This is a genomic window from Telluria sp. LT2P80, from assembly GCF_059685955.1.
The window spans coordinates 729373-747952 of sequence record NZ_JCASIO010000001.1; the positions used below are offsets into that span (position 1 = coordinate 729373).

Annotated in this window: 16 protein-coding genes; 11 read left to right on the forward strand and 5 right to left on the reverse strand. The window is 65.9% G+C overall.

What is annotated here, in order from left to right; translation table 11 throughout:
• Positions 1-57 precede the first annotated feature (57 nt).
• The 3 genes from AC56LW_RS03240 (at position 58) to AC56LW_RS03250 (ending at position 4243) form a co-directional block, all read left to right on the forward strand.
• Positions 58-1980, forward strand: a complete 1923-nt coding sequence (locus AC56LW_RS03240; RefSeq protein WP_499631562.1) for a M61 family metallopeptidase — start codon at positions 58-60, stop codon at positions 1978-1980.
• Positions 1981-2206: 226 nt separating this feature from the next.
• A complete protein-coding gene (gene tyrS / locus AC56LW_RS03245) occupies positions 2207-3427 on the forward strand; it encodes a tyrosine--tRNA ligase (protein WP_499631565.1) in 1221 nt (406 codons plus the stop codon).
• A 66-nt stretch (positions 3428-3493) separates the two neighbouring features.
• Complete coding sequence (locus AC56LW_RS03250; protein WP_499631567.1) at positions 3494-4243, forward strand: AAA family ATPase; 750 nt, start codon at positions 3494-3496, stop codon at positions 4241-4243.
• A 55-nt stretch (positions 4244-4298) separates the two neighbouring features.
• Here AC56LW_RS03250 and AC56LW_RS03255 read toward each other — a convergent pair whose 3' ends face one another.
• The 3 genes from AC56LW_RS03255 to imuA form a co-directional block, all read right to left on the reverse strand.
• Positions 4299-4661 carry a hypothetical protein gene (locus AC56LW_RS03255; protein WP_499631570.1) on the reverse strand — a complete coding sequence of 121 codons (363 nt, stop codon included), beginning with the start codon at positions 4659-4661 and terminating at the stop codon, positions 4299-4301.
• Positions 4662-4758: 97 nt separating this feature from the next.
• Positions 4759-6312 (reverse strand): Y-family DNA polymerase, encoded by a 1554-nt coding sequence (locus AC56LW_RS03260; RefSeq protein WP_499631573.1) that lies wholly within the window; start codon positions 6310-6312, stop codon positions 4759-4761.
• Positions 6242-6949, reverse strand: a complete 708-nt coding sequence (gene imuA / locus AC56LW_RS03265) for a translesion DNA synthesis-associated protein ImuA (RefSeq protein ID WP_332531426.1) — start codon at positions 6947-6949, stop codon at positions 6242-6244. The genes AC56LW_RS03260 and imuA overlap by 71 nt, the downstream gene beginning before the upstream one ends.
• Positions 6950-7105: 156 nt before the next feature.
• Here imuA and hepT point away from each other — a divergent pair, with 156 nt between their 5' ends.
• The 4 genes from hepT to AC56LW_RS03285 all read left to right on the forward strand — a co-directional run bounded on the left by hepT (position 7106) and on the right by AC56LW_RS03285 (position 12972).
• Positions 7106-7543 carry a type VII toxin-antitoxin system HepT family RNase toxin gene (gene hepT / locus AC56LW_RS03270; RefSeq protein WP_499631576.1) on the forward strand — a complete coding sequence of 146 codons (438 nt, stop codon included), beginning with the start codon at positions 7106-7108 and terminating at the stop codon, positions 7541-7543.
• A 121-nt stretch (positions 7544-7664) separates the two neighbouring features.
• Positions 7665-8255, forward strand: a complete 591-nt coding sequence (locus AC56LW_RS03275) for a DUF2760 domain-containing protein (protein ID WP_183555618.1) — start codon at positions 7665-7667, stop codon at positions 8253-8255.
• An 8-nt stretch (positions 8256-8263) separates the two neighbouring features.
• On the forward strand, positions 8264-10144 hold the full coding sequence (locus tag AC56LW_RS03280) for an Hsp70 family protein (RefSeq protein ID WP_499631579.1): 1881 nt from the start codon (positions 8264-8266) through the stop codon (positions 10142-10144).
• Positions 10141-12972: an Hsp70 family protein gene (locus AC56LW_RS03285; RefSeq protein ID WP_499631582.1), complete on the forward strand. Its 2832-nt coding sequence runs from the start codon at positions 10141-10143 to the stop codon at positions 12970-12972. Before AC56LW_RS03280 ends, AC56LW_RS03285 begins: the two co-directional genes overlap by 4 nt.
• An 18-nt stretch (positions 12973-12990) precedes the next feature.
• Here AC56LW_RS03285 and AC56LW_RS03290 read toward each other — a convergent pair whose 3' ends face one another.
• Complete coding sequence (locus tag AC56LW_RS03290; RefSeq protein ID WP_499631585.1) at positions 12991-13662, reverse strand: class I SAM-dependent methyltransferase; 672 nt, start codon at positions 13660-13662, stop codon at positions 12991-12993.
• A 123-nt stretch (positions 13663-13785) separates the two neighbouring features.
• Between AC56LW_RS03290 and AC56LW_RS03295 the strand changes: the two genes are divergently transcribed.
• The 3 genes from AC56LW_RS03295 to AC56LW_RS03305 all read left to right on the forward strand — a co-directional run bounded on the left by AC56LW_RS03295 (position 13786) and on the right by AC56LW_RS03305 (position 16422).
• Entirely contained in the window at positions 13786-14442 is a 657-nt protein-coding gene (locus tag AC56LW_RS03295) for a DUF4230 domain-containing protein (protein WP_499631587.1), read from the forward strand.
• Positions 14443-14571: 129 nt separating this feature from the next.
• Positions 14572-15549: a Bug family tripartite tricarboxylate transporter substrate binding protein gene (locus AC56LW_RS03300; protein ID WP_258835240.1), complete on the forward strand. Its 978-nt coding sequence runs from the start codon at positions 14572-14574 to the stop codon at positions 15547-15549.
• A gap of 231 nt (positions 15550-15780) precedes the next feature.
• Complete coding sequence (locus AC56LW_RS03305) at positions 15781-16422, forward strand: DUF8692 domain-containing protein (RefSeq protein ID WP_499631590.1); 642 nt, start codon at positions 15781-15783, stop codon at positions 16420-16422.
• Positions 16423-16669: 247 nt separating this feature from the next.
• Here AC56LW_RS03305 and AC56LW_RS03310 read toward each other — a convergent pair whose 3' ends face one another.
• Positions 16670-17143: a transposase gene (locus tag AC56LW_RS03310; protein WP_499631593.1), complete on the reverse strand. Its 474-nt coding sequence runs from the start codon at positions 17141-17143 to the stop codon at positions 16670-16672.
• Between the two features lie 227 nt (positions 17144-17370).
• Here AC56LW_RS03310 and AC56LW_RS03315 point away from each other — a divergent pair, with 227 nt between their 5' ends.
• Positions 17371-18411, forward strand: a complete 1041-nt coding sequence (locus tag AC56LW_RS03315; protein ID WP_183555629.1) for an SDR family oxidoreductase — start codon at positions 17371-17373, stop codon at positions 18409-18411.
• Positions 18412-18580: the final 169 nt, after the last annotated feature.

Sequence of the window (18580 nt, forward strand, 5' to 3'; positions counted from 1 at the left end):
AAATTCAGTCCGACGCGCGGTGCTACACTGCCCGGCTTCCCTTCCCTGCCTTTTCCCATGACCGCATCCCGCACCTTCTTCGCACGCGCTGCCCGTCCGGCGAGCGCTTTGGCCCTGACTCTGGCCCTGACGCTGGCCCTGCCTGCCGCAGCCCAGCTTCCCGCCGTCGGCGACGCGCCGTATCCCGGCACGATCGCGCTGCATGTCGACGCAAGCAATCTGTCGCAGCAGGTCTTCAGGATGCGCCTGTCGATGCCCGTGCAGGCTGGCCCGATGACGCTGCTGTATCCGCAGTGGGCGCCGGGGAACCACGGCCCGAACATTCCGCTGACCCAGCTCGCCGGCCTGAAATTCCGCGCCGGCGGCAAGCCAGTGGAATGGAAGCGCGACCCGGTCAACGTGTATGCGTTCCACGTCGTCGTGCCGGAAGGCGCCACCACGCTGGAAGCCGAATACCAGTTCCTGTCGCCGCTCGATACGACGCAGGGCCGCATCACGATGACCGACGACATCCTCGGCGTGCAGTGGCAATCGGTGGCGCTGTACCCGGCCGGCTACCAGGCGCGCCGCATTACCGTGCAGCCGACGCTGCGCCTGCCCGCCGGCTGGCAGTTCGCCAGCTCGCTGGCGGTCGAAGCACGCACCGGCGACGAAGTGCGCTTCAAGCCGCATGATCTCGACACGCTGGTCGATTCGCCCCTGTTCGCGGGCCGCTACTTCAAGCGCATCGACCTGGCGCCGGGCGCGAAGCAGCCGGTGATGCTCAATGTGGTGGCCGACAATCCCGAAAACCTCGAGGCCAAGCCGGACCAGATCAAGCTGCACCGCGCGATGGTCGACCAGGCGCTCAAGCTGTTCGGTTCGCACCACTATCGCCAGTACGATTTCCTGTTCGCGATCTCGGACGAATTCGGCGGCATCGGCCGCGAGCACCAGCAGTCGAGCGAGAATGGCGTCAAGCTCGGGTACTTCACCGAGTGGAACCGCAACGAGGCCGGGCGCGAGCTGCTGCCGCACGAATTCGTCCACTCGTGGAACGGCAAGTTCCGCCGGCCCGCAGGCCAGGATGTCGCCAACTTCAACACGCCGCTGCAGAACGAGCTGCTGTGGCTGTACGAAGGCCAGACCCAGTTCTGGGGCAAGGTGCTCGCCGCGCGTTCGGGCCTGGTGTCGCAAACCCACGCGCGCGATGCGCTGGCCGCCGATGCAGCGCGCTACGACGCTACCCAGGGCCGCGACTGGCGCGCAGTCCAGGACACCGTCAACGACCCGATCATCAACGGGCGCCGTCCGATCGGCTGGGGCAACTGGCAGCGCAGCGAGGATTACTACACCGAAGGCATGCTGATCTGGCTCGACGTCGACACGATGATCCGCGAAATGTCGGGCGAGCATCGCGGCCTGCAGGACTTCGCGCGCGCCTTCTTCGGCATCGACAACGGCAGCACCCAGACCACCTACTACACGTTCGGCGATGTGGTGGCCGCCTTGAACAAGGTGCAGAAATACGACTGGGCGCCGTTCCTGCGCGCGCGCCTGGACGGCCACGGCCCGGGCGCCCCGCTCGATGGCCTCAAGCGCGCCGGCTGGAAGCTGGTCTACGGCGACACGCCAAGCGACGCAGCGCGCGGCGCGGAAGAGCGCAACAAGACCGCCGACTTCACGTACTCGCTGGGCTTCCAGGTGCGCGCCGATGGCGGCATCACGGGCGTGATCTGGGACGGCGTGGGCTTCCGCGCGGGCCTGGCGGCCAACACGACGATCGTCGCGGTCAACAACCGCGTCTACAAGGGCGACGTGCTCAAGGCAGCAGTGCGCGCGGCCAAGGATGGCAAGGCGCCGCTCGAACTCCTGGTACGCAAGGGGAACAACCTGCGCACGATCTCGCTCGATTACCGCGACGGCCTGCGCTACCCGCGCCTGGAACGCATTCCGGGCACAAAGGACCGCCTCGAGGTGTTGTTCAAGGCGCTGAAGTAAGCACTGAAGTAAGTACTGAAGCAAGCGTCGCGGCGCTGCCCCGACGCTTGACGCATGCGCCGGCATGCAGCTAAGATCGATCCATGACTTTCATCGTGACTTCCCCAGCCAGCTATTACGCCTACCGCACCTCGCAGCGGTAGGGGCTTTCACGCAACCCGGTCCGCTTCAGGCGGACATGTACGGGTAACCGGTCTTCCTGGGCGTTCCATCTCCAGGAGACTGTATGTCCATCCCGCTCGACCTGCTCGACGTTCTGCAAGAACGCGGCTTCATTCACCAATGCACCGACGTCGCTGGCCTGCGCCACGCCATGGCCACGCCCATCACCGCCTACCTGGGCTTTGACGCAACTGCCGACAGCCTCCATGTCGGCCACCTGCAAGGCCTCATGCTGATGCGCTGGCTGCAGCGCGCGGGCCACCACCCCCTGCTGCTCATTGGCGGGGCCACCACACGTATTGGCGATCCGAGTTTTCGTGACACCACGCGGCCGGTGCTGGACGGCCCGGCGATCGACGCGAACATTGCCGGTATCGGCCGCGCCTTCGCACGCTACCTCGGCCCGGACGTGCCGGTGGTCGACAACGCCGCATGGCTCGATGGCCTGGGCTACCTCGACTTCCTGGGCCAGGTGGGGCGTCACTTCAGCGTCAACCGGATGCTGACGTTCGATGCGATCCGCTCGCGCCTCGAACACTCGCTGTCATTCCTGGAATTCGGCTACACGCTGTTGCAGGCGTACGACTTCACTGAACTGGCGCGCCGTCACGGCTGCACGCTGCAGATCGGCGGAGCCGACCAGTGGGCCAACATCATCAACGGCATCGATCTGGGCCGGCGCCGGTCGGGCCTGGACCTGTATGGCCTGACCATGCCGCTGCTGGCCACGAGCGACGGCAAGAAGATGGGCAAGTCGGCGGGCGGCGCCGTGTGGCTCAACGCCGACCGCCTGTCGCCCTACGGCTTCTGGCAGTTCTGGCGCAATGTCGACGACCGCGACGTGGCGCGCTTCCTCGCACTGTTTACCGAACTGCCGATGACCGAGGTGCGGCGCCTGGGCGCGTTGCAGGGCGCGGCGCTGAACGATGCGAAGATCGTGCTGGCCAATGAAGCGACGCGGCTGGCACACGGGCAGGACGCGCTCGACGCGGCGCTGCGCGCTGCAGCAGCGGCCTTTGGCGACGCCCGGCGCGACGACATGCCGACGTTCGCGCTCGATGCCACGCGCTTCGCGACCGGGATCACGCTGGCCGAACTTGCCGTCGATGCCGGTCTCGCAGCATCGCGCGGTGCAGCGCGGCGCCTGGCGGCGGGCGGCGGCTTGCGGCTCGATGGCGTGGCGGTGATGGATGCCGATATGGCGCTTCCTGCCGGTAGCGAATGGCTTCTGTCGGCCGGGCGCAAGCAGCATGTGCGCATCGTGCTTGCGGAGCGCGATGGGTAACGCTGCGAGGCCGGCGGGCACAGGGTGTGGCACACTGGCGGCACTGCCGATTCCCGAGCCTTCGCCATGCATCGTTTCAGCGCCAAGCCTTACCTGCAACGCGTGTGGGCCGACTTCGGCAACGAGGTCGGCTTCGATGACTTCCCGTTCAACATTCCTGCCGTGCGCGAACTGCAATCGATCGAGTTCCACGCCGACGTGACCTTCTTCGTTGGCGAGAATGGCAGCGGCAAGTCGACCATGCTGGAAGCGATCGCGCTGGCACTGGGCTTTGGCATCGAAGGCGGCACGCTGAACAACCACTTGCTGAACACGTCCGGCGAGCACACCCGGCTGGCGGATCACATTCGGATGTCGCGCAGCACGCGCAGGCCCAAGGACGGCTATTTTCTTCGGGCCGAGAGCTTCTACAATCTCGCGACCTACCTCGACCGGATGCCGGAGACCAGTGTCTTCGGTGGCTATGGCGACAAGAAGCTGCATGCGCGCTCGCATGGCGAAGCATTCATGAGTGTGCTGCTCGACAAATTCAGAGGCAATGGCCTGTACCTGCTCGATGAACCCGAGGCGGCGCTCTCGCCCACCCGCCAGCTGGCAGCGTTGCGGGCGATGCATCAACTGGTGCAGGATCAGTCGCAGTTCATCATCGTGACGCACTCGCCGATTCTGCTTGCCTATCCTGGCGCGAAGATCCTGGTATTCGACGGCAACGGCATTGCCGAGATCGGGTATGAGGACACGGAACATTACGCCGTGACACGCGACTTTTTGAATCACTATCCGCGCCGGCTGGAACAGTTGCTGGCGCCGGATTGAGCGTGGTGATTTAGCCGGGCGACCCTATTCTCGGTTCATCGAGTGCGGGCCAGGACTACTTCCATTCACCACGCTGGTTCACGAGCGTCTTCTTGCCCTCGGTAACCACCAGCCGGCCATCGGCGAACACGGTGTAGTTCACGCGGCCCGAGCGAAACACGTAGCCCTGGAAGGCGCCGGGCGTGACGCCATCGGCTGCCATCGAGTGCATGGTCTTGCCGCGCAGCTTGATTGCCTTGCCGGTCTTCTTGCTGGTGCCGGTGTAGCGCACGTCGTCGCAGGTGACGTTGCCTTCTTCGCACTGCTGCACGATCTTGACGGTAAAGCCGGACGTTTCCAGCGTCTGCTGCGTGGCGGCGTGGGCCGAGGCGGCGAACGTAAAAGCGGCCAGGGCGGCGAGATGAATGGATGATTTCATGGGTTCTCCTGTCGACTGTCGATCGCTGAAGTATGCCTGACCGGGGTAAACGGTCCGTTCGCTGGCGCGCGCTGGCGATGCGTTGATAGTCATCGCCTCACCCGAACAAGCCATGCAGGAACCAGCGCGGCGCCGCATCCTCGCCCGAGCCGTTGATGCGCTCGCGGTAGATCCAGTACAGCGCGTGGTCCTTGCCTTCGGCGATGAAATAATCGCGCGTCTGCGTCTGGCTCCACCACCCCGCTTCGATGCGCTCGGGATTGGATGCTACCCGCAACGGCGAGCCATAGAACGGCCGGTGGTCGCGCATCAGCAGCGCAAGCGGCTTGGCCAGCAGCCAGCTTGGCCGGGGCAGGCTTTGCACATCGGGCGGCATCTGCGCGGCGCGCGCCGCCGTGCTCACTTTCTCGTGCACCGGTACCCAGGCGTTGGCGATCTCGGGCCGGTAATCGGCATGGGGCAGCGCCTGCAGCACGTTGTCGGGACCCAGGCGCGCGACCAGGAGTTCGATCATGCGCATGCGGTCTTCTTCGCTGCCGCCGGGATCGGGAAACAGCGAGTCAGTCGGCGGCGCCATCGCCTGCAACTGCTGGGCTTCGAGCCGGATGCCGATCACGGGTGCGACGAGTTCGAGCTTGGCCAGGCGTTCGCGCAGCAGCCGCATCAGGTGTTCGTCGCGCCACGTGGGTTCGGCCAGCGCGACTTCGACCGCCGTGGGCGGACATGCCACCCTGCCCCGCTCGTGCTCGAGCAGCAGCAGGATGCGTTCGACCGCCAGTTGGCGCGCACACAGCCAGCCCGTCATCTGCAGCACCAGGTGGTGGGCGCCGGCCAGCAGCAGGTCGGCGTGTTCGAGCCGGTCGAACAGTTCGAGCCGGGCCTGAAAACGTTCGGGCGGCTCGATCCATTGCAACAGTTCGGGGCTGTGGCCATACGCCGCGTCGAGCATGTCGAGCAGTGCCCGCCCGCAGCGCCGCTGCAGGCCAGGCCGGGGCAGGCGCTGCAATTCGTCCAGCCGGCGACAACCGAGACCATCGAACCAGGCCGCGAACGGCCGCGCCGGTGGCAGCAGGCTCACCGGCAGGCGATTGAGCCGCCGCACGAGCGACGCCATCTTGACCGCGCGCCCCGCATTGCGGCGCGCCAGCAGCCAGGCGCCGCGCGCGGTGGGCGCGCAGGCAATGCAACCCGTAAAGCCGAGCGTGCGCAGGTTGGCGCGTACCTGCTCGCACAACTGCCGGATGCCGCCGAACAGGCGCAGGCTGGCCCCGATGTCGAGCAGCAGCGTGCATTCTTCGGCCAGCGCCACTTGCGGCGTGTACTGCAGCATCGCCATCGCCACTGCCTGCAAGGCCTCGGCTTCACGCTCGTGGCTGCGCTGGACGATGCGCGCGTCGGGCATCAGCATCAGCACGCCGCCACGCCGCATGCCGGGCAGCACGCCTTCGATGTGCGCCGCTTTCGACAAGGCCATGACCCGCTCCTGTTCCAGAACCACGATGCCGGGATCGCCCGCAGCAGCAGCTACAACAACAGCGTCGGCAGCATCGGCGCCATCGGCACCGCCGCCATTGCTACTGCTATTGCACCAGCGTGGGCTGAAGACTTCGAGCGGTAGCTGGGGCAAATACAGGCCGATCCAGAGGCGCATGGCGTTGCAGTAGTGAAGAACCAAGGGGCAGGAACAGCGGCGCGTCGCGCTGCGGTCCCCGGCGTTTGATGAAGTCGACCGTCATGCCGCCGGCGGCCGGGCGCAGCGCAAGGCGCAGCGGCGCGGGCGATGCATCTTGCGCGGCAGACAAGGGGCGGAGCATGAAGAACAGGGTTTCGCCACCCTGCGCCGCCAGGTGCAGGCGGCGCAGGCTGTCGCTGCGCACGTGGTTGGCCCAGAACAGCAGCGCACCGCAACTGCCGCTGCGCAAGACCTGCTCGGCTGCCCACAGGGCATCGGCGCTGCGCGTCGAGCGCAGCCACAGCAATTGGGATGGATCGAGGCCCAGCGCGGCCAGTGCCAGCGCCTGGGGTGGATGGGGTGGTTGCAGCAGCACGATGCGGCGCGATGCGCAGGCGGCCAGCGCCGGGCGCAGAAGCCGCATTTCGCCGATGCCGGGTTGTTGCAGCAACAGGTCGACCAGGGTGCCGCCGGGCCAGCCACCGCCCGGCAACTGGCCCGACAAGGTGGCGTGCCCCGTGTCGATGCAGCGCGTGTCGGCATGCGCCAGCTGCGAAGCACGCCACAGCGATGGGTGCAATGCCTCTGGCGCAGCAAAGATGGAAGAAGGAGTCATGATAGTGATAACAATGCAAGTACTGTATAAACGTACAGTACTCGTTGAAACGGGGCTTGGCAAGCGCTTTTCATTTTGTCTACCGTATCCGCACCTTGTAGATCGGCGCTTTGGCGCCATATATCTTTTTGGTGTCCAGTGATCATGGAGTTGTTAATGAGCAACGCAGTGAGTACCGATCTTCTTCTGAAGAAAGCCGGCATCATCGAACGCTGCTGCAAACGCGCCCGCGAAGAATACGAGCGCGACCCCACCACGTTCACCGACGACATCACGCGCCAGGATGCGGCCACGCTCAACGTGATCCGCGCCTGGGAAGCGGCAATCGAGATGGGCGACTACGTGATCGGCTGCGCACATCTGGGACCAGCGCAGGACGAGCGCGAGGTCATCACGCTGCTGGCCGGGCATGGCTGGATCGTCCCGGTCGTGGCCGAAAACCTCAAGCGCACCGGCGAATTCTGCCGCGCCGAATGGGATTACCAGGCCGCGCCCCTGCCCGCCCTCGTCACGATCATCAAGCGCGGCCTTGGCGATTTCACCGATTACGCAGCAGCGCTGACGAGCGGCGCGCGCGCTGTCGGCCAACCCTGACCATGTCTTGTCAGTGCGCCAACGGTGCGCCTGCTGGTATCATGCGCCTCTTTTGGGAGCGGCATTCCCTGGCGCCGGATGCGCCGGGTCGCCGCTTTCGCACTGACCAATCAAAACAACCATGACCCAACAGACCAATTTGCCCGGCTTCTTCAGCCGCTTGTCGATCGCCTTCGGCGCCCTGTTCAAATCGCTCGGCGACGCCGAATTTGCCGCGCGCGTGCGCGATGACGGCGTCGGCCCGACCGCCGCTCCGGCACCGGTACCTGCCCCGGCACCGGCACCTGCACCTGTCGTGAAGCCAGCGCCAGCACCGACGCCCCTGCGCGCGCCGACGCCGGATTCGGCCCTGCAACTGCTGAGCCTCTTCCAGCGCGAAGCACGCCTGATCGACTTCGCCCACGAAAATCTCACCAGCTATTCGGACGCCGACATCGGCGCCGCCGCACGCGTCGTGCACGAAGGCTGCGCGCGCGTACTGCGCGAGCACTTCACGATCGAGCCGGTGCGCAGCGAAGCTGAAGGCGCCCGCATCACGCTGAACGAAGGCTTCGATGCCGCCAGCGTGCGCCTGACCGGCAACGTGGTCGGCACGGCGCCATTCAACGGCACCCTGAGCCACCGCGGCTGGCGCGCCGCCAGCGTCACGCTGCCGCAACTGGCCGAGCGCCACGATGCACGCGTGCTGGCCCCGGCGGAGGTGGAACTGTGAACGACATCGTGAACAACTCCTCCAACGACCCGTTGAACAACGCGGCCGAACCGCGTTACGCCATCGGCATCGACCTGGGCACGACCCACAGCGCGCTGTCGTATGTCGACCTGCAGGCCAGTGACGGCGAACAGGCCGTCGACGCCGTGCTGCCGATCCCGCAACTGACCGCGCCCGGCACGATCGAAGCGCTGCCGCTGCTGCCATCGTTCCTGTATCTGCCGCACCCGGACGAACTGCCGGCCGGCGAACGCGCGCTGCCATGGAGCGACACTGAAGAAACCGCGATCGCCGGCGAGATGGCGCGCAACCGCGGCGCGACCACGCCGATCCGCCTGGTCTCGTCGGCCAAAAGCTGGCTGTGCCACCCAGGTGTGGATCGCCGCGCCGCGATCCTGCCGACGGACGCGCCGGACGAAGTCACCCGTGTTTCGCCACTGGATGCATCGACCCACTACCTGCGCCACCTGCGCCAGGCCTGGAACGCCGCGCACCCCGAAGCGCCGTTCGACCAGCAATCGGTCACCGTCACCATCCCTGCCTCGTTCGATCCGGGCGCGCGCGAGCTGACACTGGACGCCGCGCGCCTTGCCGGCTTCACGCCGACCCTGCTCGAAGAGCCGCAAGCGGCGCTGTACAGCTGGATCCAGGGCAGCGGCGGGCGCTGGCGCAAGCAGGTCGCACCCGGCGACATCATCCTGGTAGTCGACGTCGGCGGCGGCACCAGCGACTTTTCGCTGATCGCGATCCTTGAACGCGACGGCAAGCTCGAACCGCACCGCGTCGCCGTGGGCGACCATATCCTGCTCGGTGGCGACAATATGGACCTGGCGCTGGCCCACTTCGTGGCCCGCAAGCTCGCTGCCAACGGCACGCAGCTCGACGCCTGGCAGATGCGCGCACTCACCTACGGCTGCCGCAGCGCCAAGGAAGCGCTACTGGCCGACGCCAACGCAACGACGCACCCGATCGTAGTGCCAAGCCGCGGCTCGAAACTCATCGGCGGCTCGATCCGCACCGAACTCACGCGCGACGAAGTCACCGCCTTCATCACCGACGGCTTCTTCCCGCGCGTGGAAGCCTCGGCGCGGCCGACCGTGCGCGCCCGCGCCGGCCTGACCCAGCTTGGCCTGCCGTATGCGCAGGATGCCGCGATCACGCGCCACCTGGCCGCGTTCCTCGCGCGCCAGGCCGGCGCCACCGCCGAACTCGAAGGCTTCAGTGGCCGCGTCACGGCCGACCACACGTTCCTGCATCCAAGCGCGGTGCTGTTCAACGGCGGCGTGTTCAAGTCCGGCATCCTGGCCCAGCGCGTGATGGACACCATCAACGACTGGCTGTACATGGAAGGCGCCGAACCGGCCCGCATGCTCGAAGGCGCCGATCTCGATCTGGCCGTCGCGCGCGGCGCGGCCTACTTCAGCTACGCGCGACGTGGCGGCGGCGTGCGCATTCGCGGCGGCACGGCGCGTTCGTACTACGTTGGCGTCGAATCGTCGATGCCGGCCATCCCGGGCATGGAGCCGCCACTTGAAGCCCTGTGCGTGGCGCCATTCGGCATGGAAGAAGGCAGCGAACTCGAACTGCCGGGCCAGGAATTCGGCCTGGTGATCGGCGAACCGGTCACGTTCCGCTTCTTCGGCTCCACCACGCGCCGCCAGGACCGCATCGGCGACGTGCTCGAATTCTGGGGCCCGGACGAGCTGCACGAAATGAACGAGATCCAGGCCACGCTGCCGGCCGACGGCCGCGCAGCAGGTGATGTTGTGCAGGTAAAACTGCATGCGCTGGCGACGGACGCCGGCACGCTCGAACTGCTGGCGGTGGCGCGTGACGGCCAGCGCTGGAAGATCGAGTTCGACGTGCGTACGGCGGCCGGGGTCCAGTGACCTGGCTCGTTGGCATCGATCTGGGCACCACGAACACGGTGCTGGCCTACGGCCGCAATGGCCCGGGCGGCATCGAGTTATTCCAGATCGATCAACTGGTGGCGCCCGGCGAAGTGGCCGGCGCACCGCTGCTGCCGTCGATGCGCTACCACCCGGGGCCGGACGAGCTCGCGCCCGGCGCCCTGCAACTGCCCTGGCAGCAGGCGGACGTCGCCGGCGTCGAGCGCGTTGCGCTGGGGCGCCTGGCGCGCGTGCTCGGTGCGGCCACGCCGGGCCGGCTCGTCACGAGCGCCAAGAGCTGGCTGTCGCACGACGGCGTCGACCGCATGGCGCCGATCCTGCCGTGGGGTGTCGACAACGACGTGCCCAAGGTCTCGCCGGTGGCTGCCAGCGCCAGCTATCTTGCGCACCTGCGCGCCGCATGGAATGCGCGCTTCCCCAAACAACCCCTCGAACACCAGCAGATCGTGCTCACGGTGCCGGCGTCATTCGACGAAGGCGCCCGCGCGCTGACGCTCGAAGCGGCCAGGCTGGCCGGCCTGCCGCAGGTGGCGCTGCTGGAAGAACCGCAAGCCGCGCTGTACGACTGGCTGTACCGCCATCGCGCCAGCCTGGCCGACGATCTGGGCGACGCGCGGCTGGTGCTGGTGGCCGACGTCGGCGGCGGCACCACCGACTTCAGCCTGGTCAAGGTCGATACCAGGGACGGCGAGCCGCACCTGACGCGCATCGGCGTGGGCAACCACCTGATCCTGGGTGGCGACAATATGGACCTGGCGCTGGCGCACCTGATCGAAGCGCGCATGGCCGGCCAATCCGGTGCCGACAATGACAATGCACGCACACGCCTGTCGGCCGCGCGCCTGGCCCAGCTCACGGAACGCTGCCGCGCCGCCAAGGAGCAACTGCTGGCCGACGACGCGCCCGAGTCGGTCGCCGTCACGCTGCTCGGCGCTGGCAGCCGCCTGATCGGCTCCGCTCGCAAGGCCGACCTGCTGCGCAGCGACATCGAGCGCATCGTGCTCGATGGCTTCCTGCCGCTCAACGCGGCGCAGGAAGAACCGACGCGCGCCCGCGCCGGCATCGTCGAATTCGGCCTGCCGTACGCGAGCGACCCCGCCATCACGCGGCATCTGGCGAGCTTTTTGCGCCAGCATGCAGCGGCGTCGCGCGAGGCACTCGGCCTGGATGGCGGCGCGATCCCGATTCCGGATACGGTGCTGCTCAACGGCGGCGTGTTCAGGGGCGCCGCACTGGCCAGGCGCCTGGTCGACACGCTGAGCGGCTGGCGTGACGCGCCATTGCGCGTGCTGCACAACGAGAATCCCGATATCGCCGTCGCCCGTGGCGGCGTCGCCTACGCGCTGGCGCGCCAGGGTCTGGCGCCGGCCATTGACAGCGGCGCGGCCCGCAACTATTACCTGCTACTCGACGGCGAAGCGCGCGCCGGCCTGCTGCGCGCCGTCTGCCTGCTGCCACGCGGCACGCCGGCCGCCACGGACGTCACGCTGGCAAACCGCAGCTTCGCGCTGCGCGTCGGCCGGCCAGTGCGCTTTCACCTGGTCTCGACGATTGCCGATGCCGGCGCGGCGCCACAGGCCGGTGACCTGGTCGATCTCGACCTGGCCGACGTGGTGCGCCTGCCGCCAATCGCGACGGTGCTGCGCAAATCAGGATCCGGCGCCACGGCCGAAATTCCGGTGCACCTGGTGACGACGCTGAGCGAGGTCGGTTCGCTCGAAGTGCATTGCGTCGCCGAAGACGGCGGCGGGCGCTGGCAGCTGGCGTTCCAGTTGCGTGGCAATAGCGATGATGATGGCGCTATCGACGCGCCGGACGAGGCCCTGCCCGCGAACCTCGACGCGGCGATCGACAAGATCGAGCGCGTGTTCGGCGCCCGCTCGAAACAGGTCGAGCCGAAAGAAGTCAAGCAACTGCGCGCTGGCCTCGAACACCTGCTCGGCCCGCGCGAAAACTGGACCACGCCGCTGCTGCGCCGCCTGTTCGACGCCTTGATGGCGCGCGCGAAAGGCCGGCGCCGCTCGGTCGAGCACGAGCGCGCGTGGCTCAACCTGGCCGGCTACAGCCTGCGCCCCGGCTTCGGCCACCCGCTCGACGAGTGGCGCATGGAAGGGCTGTGGGCCCTGTTCGAAGCGGGCGTGCAGCACCACAAGGACAGCCAGGTGCGCGCCGAATGGTGGACGCTGTGGCGCCGCGTGGCCGGCGGCCTGTCGCTCGATGCGCAACTGCGCGTGCTGGACGATTTCGCCTTCAACCTGCAGGCCGATGCCGCCGAGCGTGGCCGGCGTCCCGTCACGCTGGTCGATGGCAGCGAAGAAGACCTGCTGCGCGTGGGCGCGTCGCTCGAACGCATCCCGTCGGCCTACAAGGCCGAGATCGGGGAATGGCTGTTCAAGCAGATCGCCGACATCCCTGCCGGCGGCAAGCTCGATGCCCGCGCCAGCGCGCGCTACGGCCGCTATCTGTGGGCGCTGGGCCGCGTGGGTGCGCGCCAGTCGTTCCAGTCGAGCGCGCACGAAGTGGCGCCGCCCGACGTGGCCGAGGGCTGGCTGCGCCAGCTCCTGCTGCTCGACTGGCGCAAGGTGGAGCCGGCCGGCTTTGCCGCCGCCCACATCGCGCGCATGACGGGCGACCGCTCGCGCGACATCGATGATGCGGTGCGCGGCGACGTGCTGCGCCGCCTGGCCGCCAGCGGCGCGCCGCCGGCATGGACAGCGATGGTGCGCGAGGTCGTGGAACTGGATCAGGCCAGCGAAGCGCGCATGCTGGGCGATGCGCTGCCGCCGGGGCTCAAGCTGCTGCGCTGAGCGCGGTCGATCGACGCATCACGCTTCCAGCTGCCCGATCAGGATCACTGAGACCGGCTTGCCGGTATGGGGATGCAGCGGTTCGCGCATCGCAGTGACGCGCAACCCGTTTGCTGCGAACAGCGCGACCCAGCCCGCGATCGTGCGGAAGTACCACGGCGGCGCATCGGCGAAGTCGCTGGAAAAGCCTGCCCAGCTGCCAGCGCGCCAGCCGTCGACATACGGCGCATCGCCGCACGCCATGAGCGGATGCACGGTCTGCACGATCAGCGAGCCGCCCTCGCGCAGATAGGTTGGCGCCGCACGCAGCAGGCCATCGACCGCCTCGTTGCCGATCAACGAGAAATTGCAGACTGCGACATCGACTGCCAGCGCCAGCTGGCCCTGCGCGATCTGCTCGAACGACAGCACGCAAAAGTCGCCGCCGCCAGCGGCATTGGCTTTCTCGACCAGCGCGGCAATCGCATCGACACCGACCATCGCCACGCCCGGCAGCGCGCGTACCAGCCAGCCTTCACCGCAACCGAGATCGACGCCGGTGGCCGGATCAAGGCTGCGCACCGCATCGACGATGGCGGCATTGGTGACCAGCATGCGGGTTTCGATCTCACCTCCCCGCACGGCGGTGGTCCAGGGGTCGACGTTGCGCGACCACGCGTCGAGAACAGCGGCATCGGTAAGACCTGGCATGGGTTCCTCCTGTAATCACGTGATTATGCCGCAGGCGGCAACGGCACACCGGTGAACGACAGCCATCCACAGGATCGGATAGACTGGCCGCCGACTCCGCCAACGCACCCGCCCCTGCCGCCCATGAAACCATCGCAACACCTGCCCATCCTGCTCGTCGCCGTCCTCGCTGCCGCCATTACCTTCGCGCTCATCAAGCGCCCGGCCGACGAAGCGCCCGCACCGCCGCCGCTGGTGTCGCTCGAGAAGATGGGGCATCTGGTGTCGCTCAAGATGAACTATTCGGACGTGATCGAATTCACGCAGCCGAATGCCGTGGACATCCCGTGGTCGCAATGGGAAGTCCGACTTGGCAGCACCCGCGTGCTGCTGGTCGCGCGCGGCGACTGCACGCTGGCCACCGACCTGCGCCAGGCGCGCTACGAAGACATCGACAACACGGCGCGCACGCTGACGGTCGTGCTGCCGGCGCCCTCGCCCCTGCAGGCGCGCATCAACCACGAACCGCGCGCCAAGGGCGGCTCGTACTTCTATGCGATCACCGACCAGGGCTTGCAGGCGTTCATTCCATCGGCGCAAACGCGCACCACGGCCATGAACAACGTACTGGCCACGGCGCAGAAAGCGGTGCAGGCCGCGTGCAGCCAGCCAACAATATTGAATACCGCGAGGGACAACGCCGCCACCGTGATGCAGGCCACGCTGCTGGCCACCGGCTGGACGCCGACCGTCGTGTGGGAAGCCAGCACCGGGCTGCCCAAGGCTGGCACCACGCCATAATCTGTTGTAAGAAATTCCCACATAGAAACAAAAGATTACACCTGCGATGACGCAACCGGCATGACCCTTCGTGTAGAATCGCCTCAGCAGGTTATCGGAACAAATCAACTATATAGAGGTGACAACACCATGCGCGTCTTCCCATCCAGCGGAAAAACCCTTGTCTTTGCTCTCGCGGCAACCGTTCTTTCTACCAGCGTCTTCGCCCAAACCTGGCCAAGCGACACCGTGACCGTCGTCGTGCCATGGCCGGCAGGTGGCCCGTCGGACATCGCGGCGCGCCCGCTGGCCAAAGGCTTGACGACCGCGCTGGGCAAGTCGTTCGTCATCGATAACCGTGGCGGCGGCGGCGGCAATATCGGTTCGGCAGCGGTCACCCGCGCCAAGGCCGATGGCCAGACCATGCTGATCACCTCGAGCGCACCAATCGTGATCAACCCGAGCCTGTACAAGAAAATGGCGTTCAACCCGGCGACCGACCTGATCCCGGTCACCAACCTGCTGCGCGCGCCGCTGGTGCTGGTTGCCCACCCATCGGTCCCGGCCAAGAACGTCAAGGAACTGCTGGCCCTGATCAAGTCGAAGAACGGCCAGTTCTCGTATGCGTCGGCCGGTAACGGTACCCCGCAACACCTGACCGGTGAAATCTTCCGCGGCGTGACCAAGCTCGACATGGTTCACGTCCCATACAAGGGTTCGGCGCCGGCGATTTCCGACCTGCTGGGCGGCCACATTCCGATCATGTTCGACAGCACCATCGCGATCATGCCGCACATCAAGAGCGGCAAGGTCAAGCCAATCGCCATTTCGGGCAACAAGCGTTCGCCGCTGCTGCCGGATGTACCAACCTTCGCCGAAGCCGGCCTGCCAATCGAATCGTATGCGTGGTATGGCATGTTCGTGCCAGCCAAGACGCCGAAGGCCGTGGTCGACAAGATCAACGCCGAAACGCAGAAGGTCATGAAGTCGCCTGACTTCCAGCGCGTGCTGGCCGACACCGGCACCGAGTACGTGGGCGACACGCCTGAGAACTTCGCCAAGTTCGTCCAGGCTGAAACCACCAAGTGGTCGAAAGTCGTGAAAGACAGCGGCGCGACCGTCGACTGATTGTCAGTGACTCGGTAATGCCCTGAAAACGGGTGACGCGGCTTTGCCGGGTCACCCGTTTTTTTACGTCCGCATTTTGCTTACCGTATCAAGCGCAGTGCCCTGGTGTATTGGCAGGTTGCCTGCCAGCGCCTTATCCTCCCAAAAAAAATACAAAAAATATATTATTTACGATGTCGAAATATTAATGTAATCTCCACAACATCGTTGTCATCGTCCTGTCATAAAAGTGTGCAGTTCCTGCCATTTAAACAGAAATTCCTCGGCGATCATTTTGGAGAAAACAACATGCCCGACTTTCGCTTATCAGGCAGTCCCCGCTCGATTGCCCACTTCCTGGGCACGATCATCATTTGTCTGCTGTGCGCACACGCGGCAGGCCTTGTCCTGCGACTGGGGTTCGGACACGATGTCGTCCATGGACTGGTTCCCCTTTTTAATGTCGACGCCGAAGGTAATCTTCCGACATTTTTCTCGGTTTGCCTCGGACTGTGCAGCGCCGCGCTGTTTGCCTTAATTGCTCTGGACGCGAAAAACCGCGGTGACCGGGACGCCATCTACTGGACCGTCCTGGCAGTCGGTTTCCTGTTCTTGTCTTACGACGAATGCTTTCAGGTACATGAAAAAATGACCGGGCCGGTGCGCGCGATGCTGGGGGGCTCCGATCCGGCAAATGGCGCACAACTCGGACTGCTGTATTACAGCTGGGTCGTGCCGGGCCTGATAGGCGTGTTCACGGCCTCGCTGTTCTTCCTCAAATTCATGTTGCGGTTGCCGCCTGCCACGCGCCGTCGAATGCTGCTGGCGGCAGGCCTGTTCCTCAGCGGTTGCCTCGGTATGGAACTGATCAATGGCAGTGTGATGGAAAGCTAGGGTGACAGTCTGCTCTACAACCTGCTTGTCATGGCGGAAGAAGGACTCGAAATGACCGGCATGGCAACCCTGATTTATGCCATGACCAGCCATATCGCTGCGAGCTGCGACAGACTCGAGGTCAATCTGCATGCCGATACCACGGCAACGGTGCGGCAAGCGACTCCGGCGCAGTGCACTGGCGCCGCTGCCCGGACCACGTCCTCATGACGCACGCACCGGGATTCCCTGGCTGTCGCGGCGAACGTCATTGCTTCGTGGTGGCCTTTTTCAGTGTGCGGCGAACTTTGTCAGTGGGCCACAACCGTTCTTTATCAGTCTCGTCCAGAAAGCGGTGACGCCAGCGCAGCGCGGTATTGCTGTGCACACCAACCTGGGCCGCCGCTGCGCGCACTGATCTGGCTTCGCGCAGCATGACAATGTAATCGAGCCACTTGTCGCGCAATCTCAGCCGCGCCAGCGGGGTGCCGGTCAGGTCGTTGAATGTCCGGCGGCACTGGCGGCAGCGAAAGCGCTGGCGGTTATTGGCCTGGCCATGCCGGTTGAGTTGCCGGCTAGCGCAATGCGGGCAGCAGCGTTGCGTCGACCTGCTGTCTGCGATGAGAGCCGCGAGCCGCTCAAGGCTGCCCTGCTGGTGCGGGACCGCCATCGCCCTTGCCGGCCGGGGATGGTCGAGCAATGCGCGACGCGGGCCTGATTTCACGAATCTGAACGATGTCACGGCGGGCTCCCTTGTTACAGTCGGAGTTCGACACCTGCCTGGCCCGCCAGTTCAGTTTTCATCACCGCGATGAAGCTCGCGCCCTGTTTTCGTTCAGGCGTCTTTGACTTCCCTCACAAGACATTGCTCCACCGCTACCGAACACCATGACTTTTCGATAACGACTAACATCTTTATCAACATTGTGACCGCTACCGGCACCCTGCCACCACATTCAAGGAGCAAGCATGCATTCGGAAGACAAGAAGGTCGAGAACCAGACCACGCAAGACATGGCGCCATCGCGCCGCCGATTCGTCGGCACCGTGGCCGCCGGCGTCGCCGCCTCGGCCGCTGCCGTACCGGCCCTGGCCCAGCAAGCCGCGGGCGGCAACCAGCCGGCCGCCGGCGCCGCGCGCGAAGCGGCCAAGCGCTATCCGCGTCCACCGTTTCCGAATCAGGATCAGCCATGGCCTGCCCTGGCCAGCAAGATGACACCGCGCCCTGACCATGGCGAAACCACCTATCGCGGCAGTGGCCGCCTTGCTGGCCGCAAGGCACTGATCACGGGTGGCGACTCGGGCATCGGCCGCGCTGCCGCGATCGCGTATGCGCGCGAAGGCGCGGACGTGGCGATCGGCTACCTGCCGGCCGAAGAGCCGGATGCACGCGAAGTGATGCAATTGATCCGTGACGCCGGCCGCAAGGCCGTGGCTGTGCCGGGCGATATCCGAGATGAAGCGTTCTGCAAGAAGATGGTGGAAACCGCCGTGCGCGAACTCGGCGGCCTGGACATCCTGGTCAACAATGCCGCGCGCCAGCAGAACCACGATTCGATCCTCGACATCACCAGCGAACAGTTCGACTGGACGATCAAGACCAATGTGTATGCGGTGTTCTGGATCACCAAGGCAGCGATTCCGCACATGAAGCCAGGCAGCGTGATCATCAACACGTCGTCGCAGACGGCCTACGATCCGCCGGAAAAACTGCTCGACTATGCGTCGACCAAGGCGTTCGAGGTGGCATTCACCAAGTCGCTGGCCAAGCAGATGGCCTCAAAAGGGATTCGGGTCAACGCGGTAGCACCGGGCCCGGTATGGACACCGCTGCAACTGGCGGGCGGCAATTCACCGGAGGGCCGCGCAAAGTTCGGGGAAGACACGCCGATGAAGCGTCCAGGCCAGCCAGCCGAACTGGCGGCGACCTACGTCACGCTGGCGTCGGATGAATCGAGCTACACCACCGGCCATGTGTATGGCGTGGCAGGTGGCGGCGGGCAGCCGTAAGCGCCTACTAGCATGTCCACCCGGTCTCACCGGGTGGACTAGTCAACTTGCGTGCTCAGCGACGGCGCAGCAGACGCACCAGCAGCGCTGCGAATGGGCGGGTCGGGATCCGGCGGCCCAGCGGCCCCGCGTTGTTGCAGCGTGAGGTGACGGTCATGATTGTTCTCCA

Coding starts and splice junctions, on each gene's coding strand:
- hepT (WP_499631576.1), top strand. CDS start 7,106: ATGAGCAACGCAGTGAGTACCGATCTTCTTCTGAAGAAAGCCGGCATC.
- AC56LW_RS03250 (WP_499631567.1), top strand. CDS start 3,494: ATGCATCGTTTCAGCGCCAAGCCTTACCTGCAACGCGTGTGGGCCGAC.
- tyrS (WP_499631565.1), top strand. CDS start 2,207: ATGTCCATCCCGCTCGACCTGCTCGACGTTCTGCAAGAACGCGGCTTC.
- AC56LW_RS03240 (WP_499631562.1), top strand. CDS start 58: ATGACCGCATCCCGCACCTTCTTCGCACGCGCTGCCCGTCCGGCGAGC.
- AC56LW_RS03300 (WP_258835240.1), top strand. CDS start 14,572: ATGCGCGTCTTCCCATCCAGCGGAAAAACCCTTGTCTTTGCTCTCGCG.
- AC56LW_RS03295 (WP_499631587.1), top strand. CDS start 13,786: ATGAAACCATCGCAACACCTGCCCATCCTGCTCGTCGCCGTCCTCGCT.
- AC56LW_RS03260 (WP_499631573.1), bottom strand. CDS start 6,312: ATGCGCCTCTGGATCGGCCTGTATTTGCCCCAGCTACCGCTCGAAGTC.
- AC56LW_RS03275 (WP_183555618.1), top strand. CDS start 7,665: ATGACCCAACAGACCAATTTGCCCGGCTTCTTCAGCCGCTTGTCGATC.
- imuA (WP_332531426.1), bottom strand. CDS start 6,949: ATGACTCCTTCTTCCATCTTTGCTGCGCCAGAGGCATTGCACCCATCG.
- AC56LW_RS03315 (WP_183555629.1), top strand. CDS start 17,371: ATGCATTCGGAAGACAAGAAGGTCGAGAACCAGACCACGCAAGACATG.
- AC56LW_RS03255 (WP_499631570.1), bottom strand. CDS start 4,661: ATGAAATCATCCATTCATCTCGCCGCCCTGGCCGCTTTTACGTTCGCC.
- AC56LW_RS03290 (WP_499631585.1), bottom strand. CDS start 13,662: ATGCCAGGTCTTACCGATGCCGCTGTTCTCGACGCGTGGTCGCGCAAC.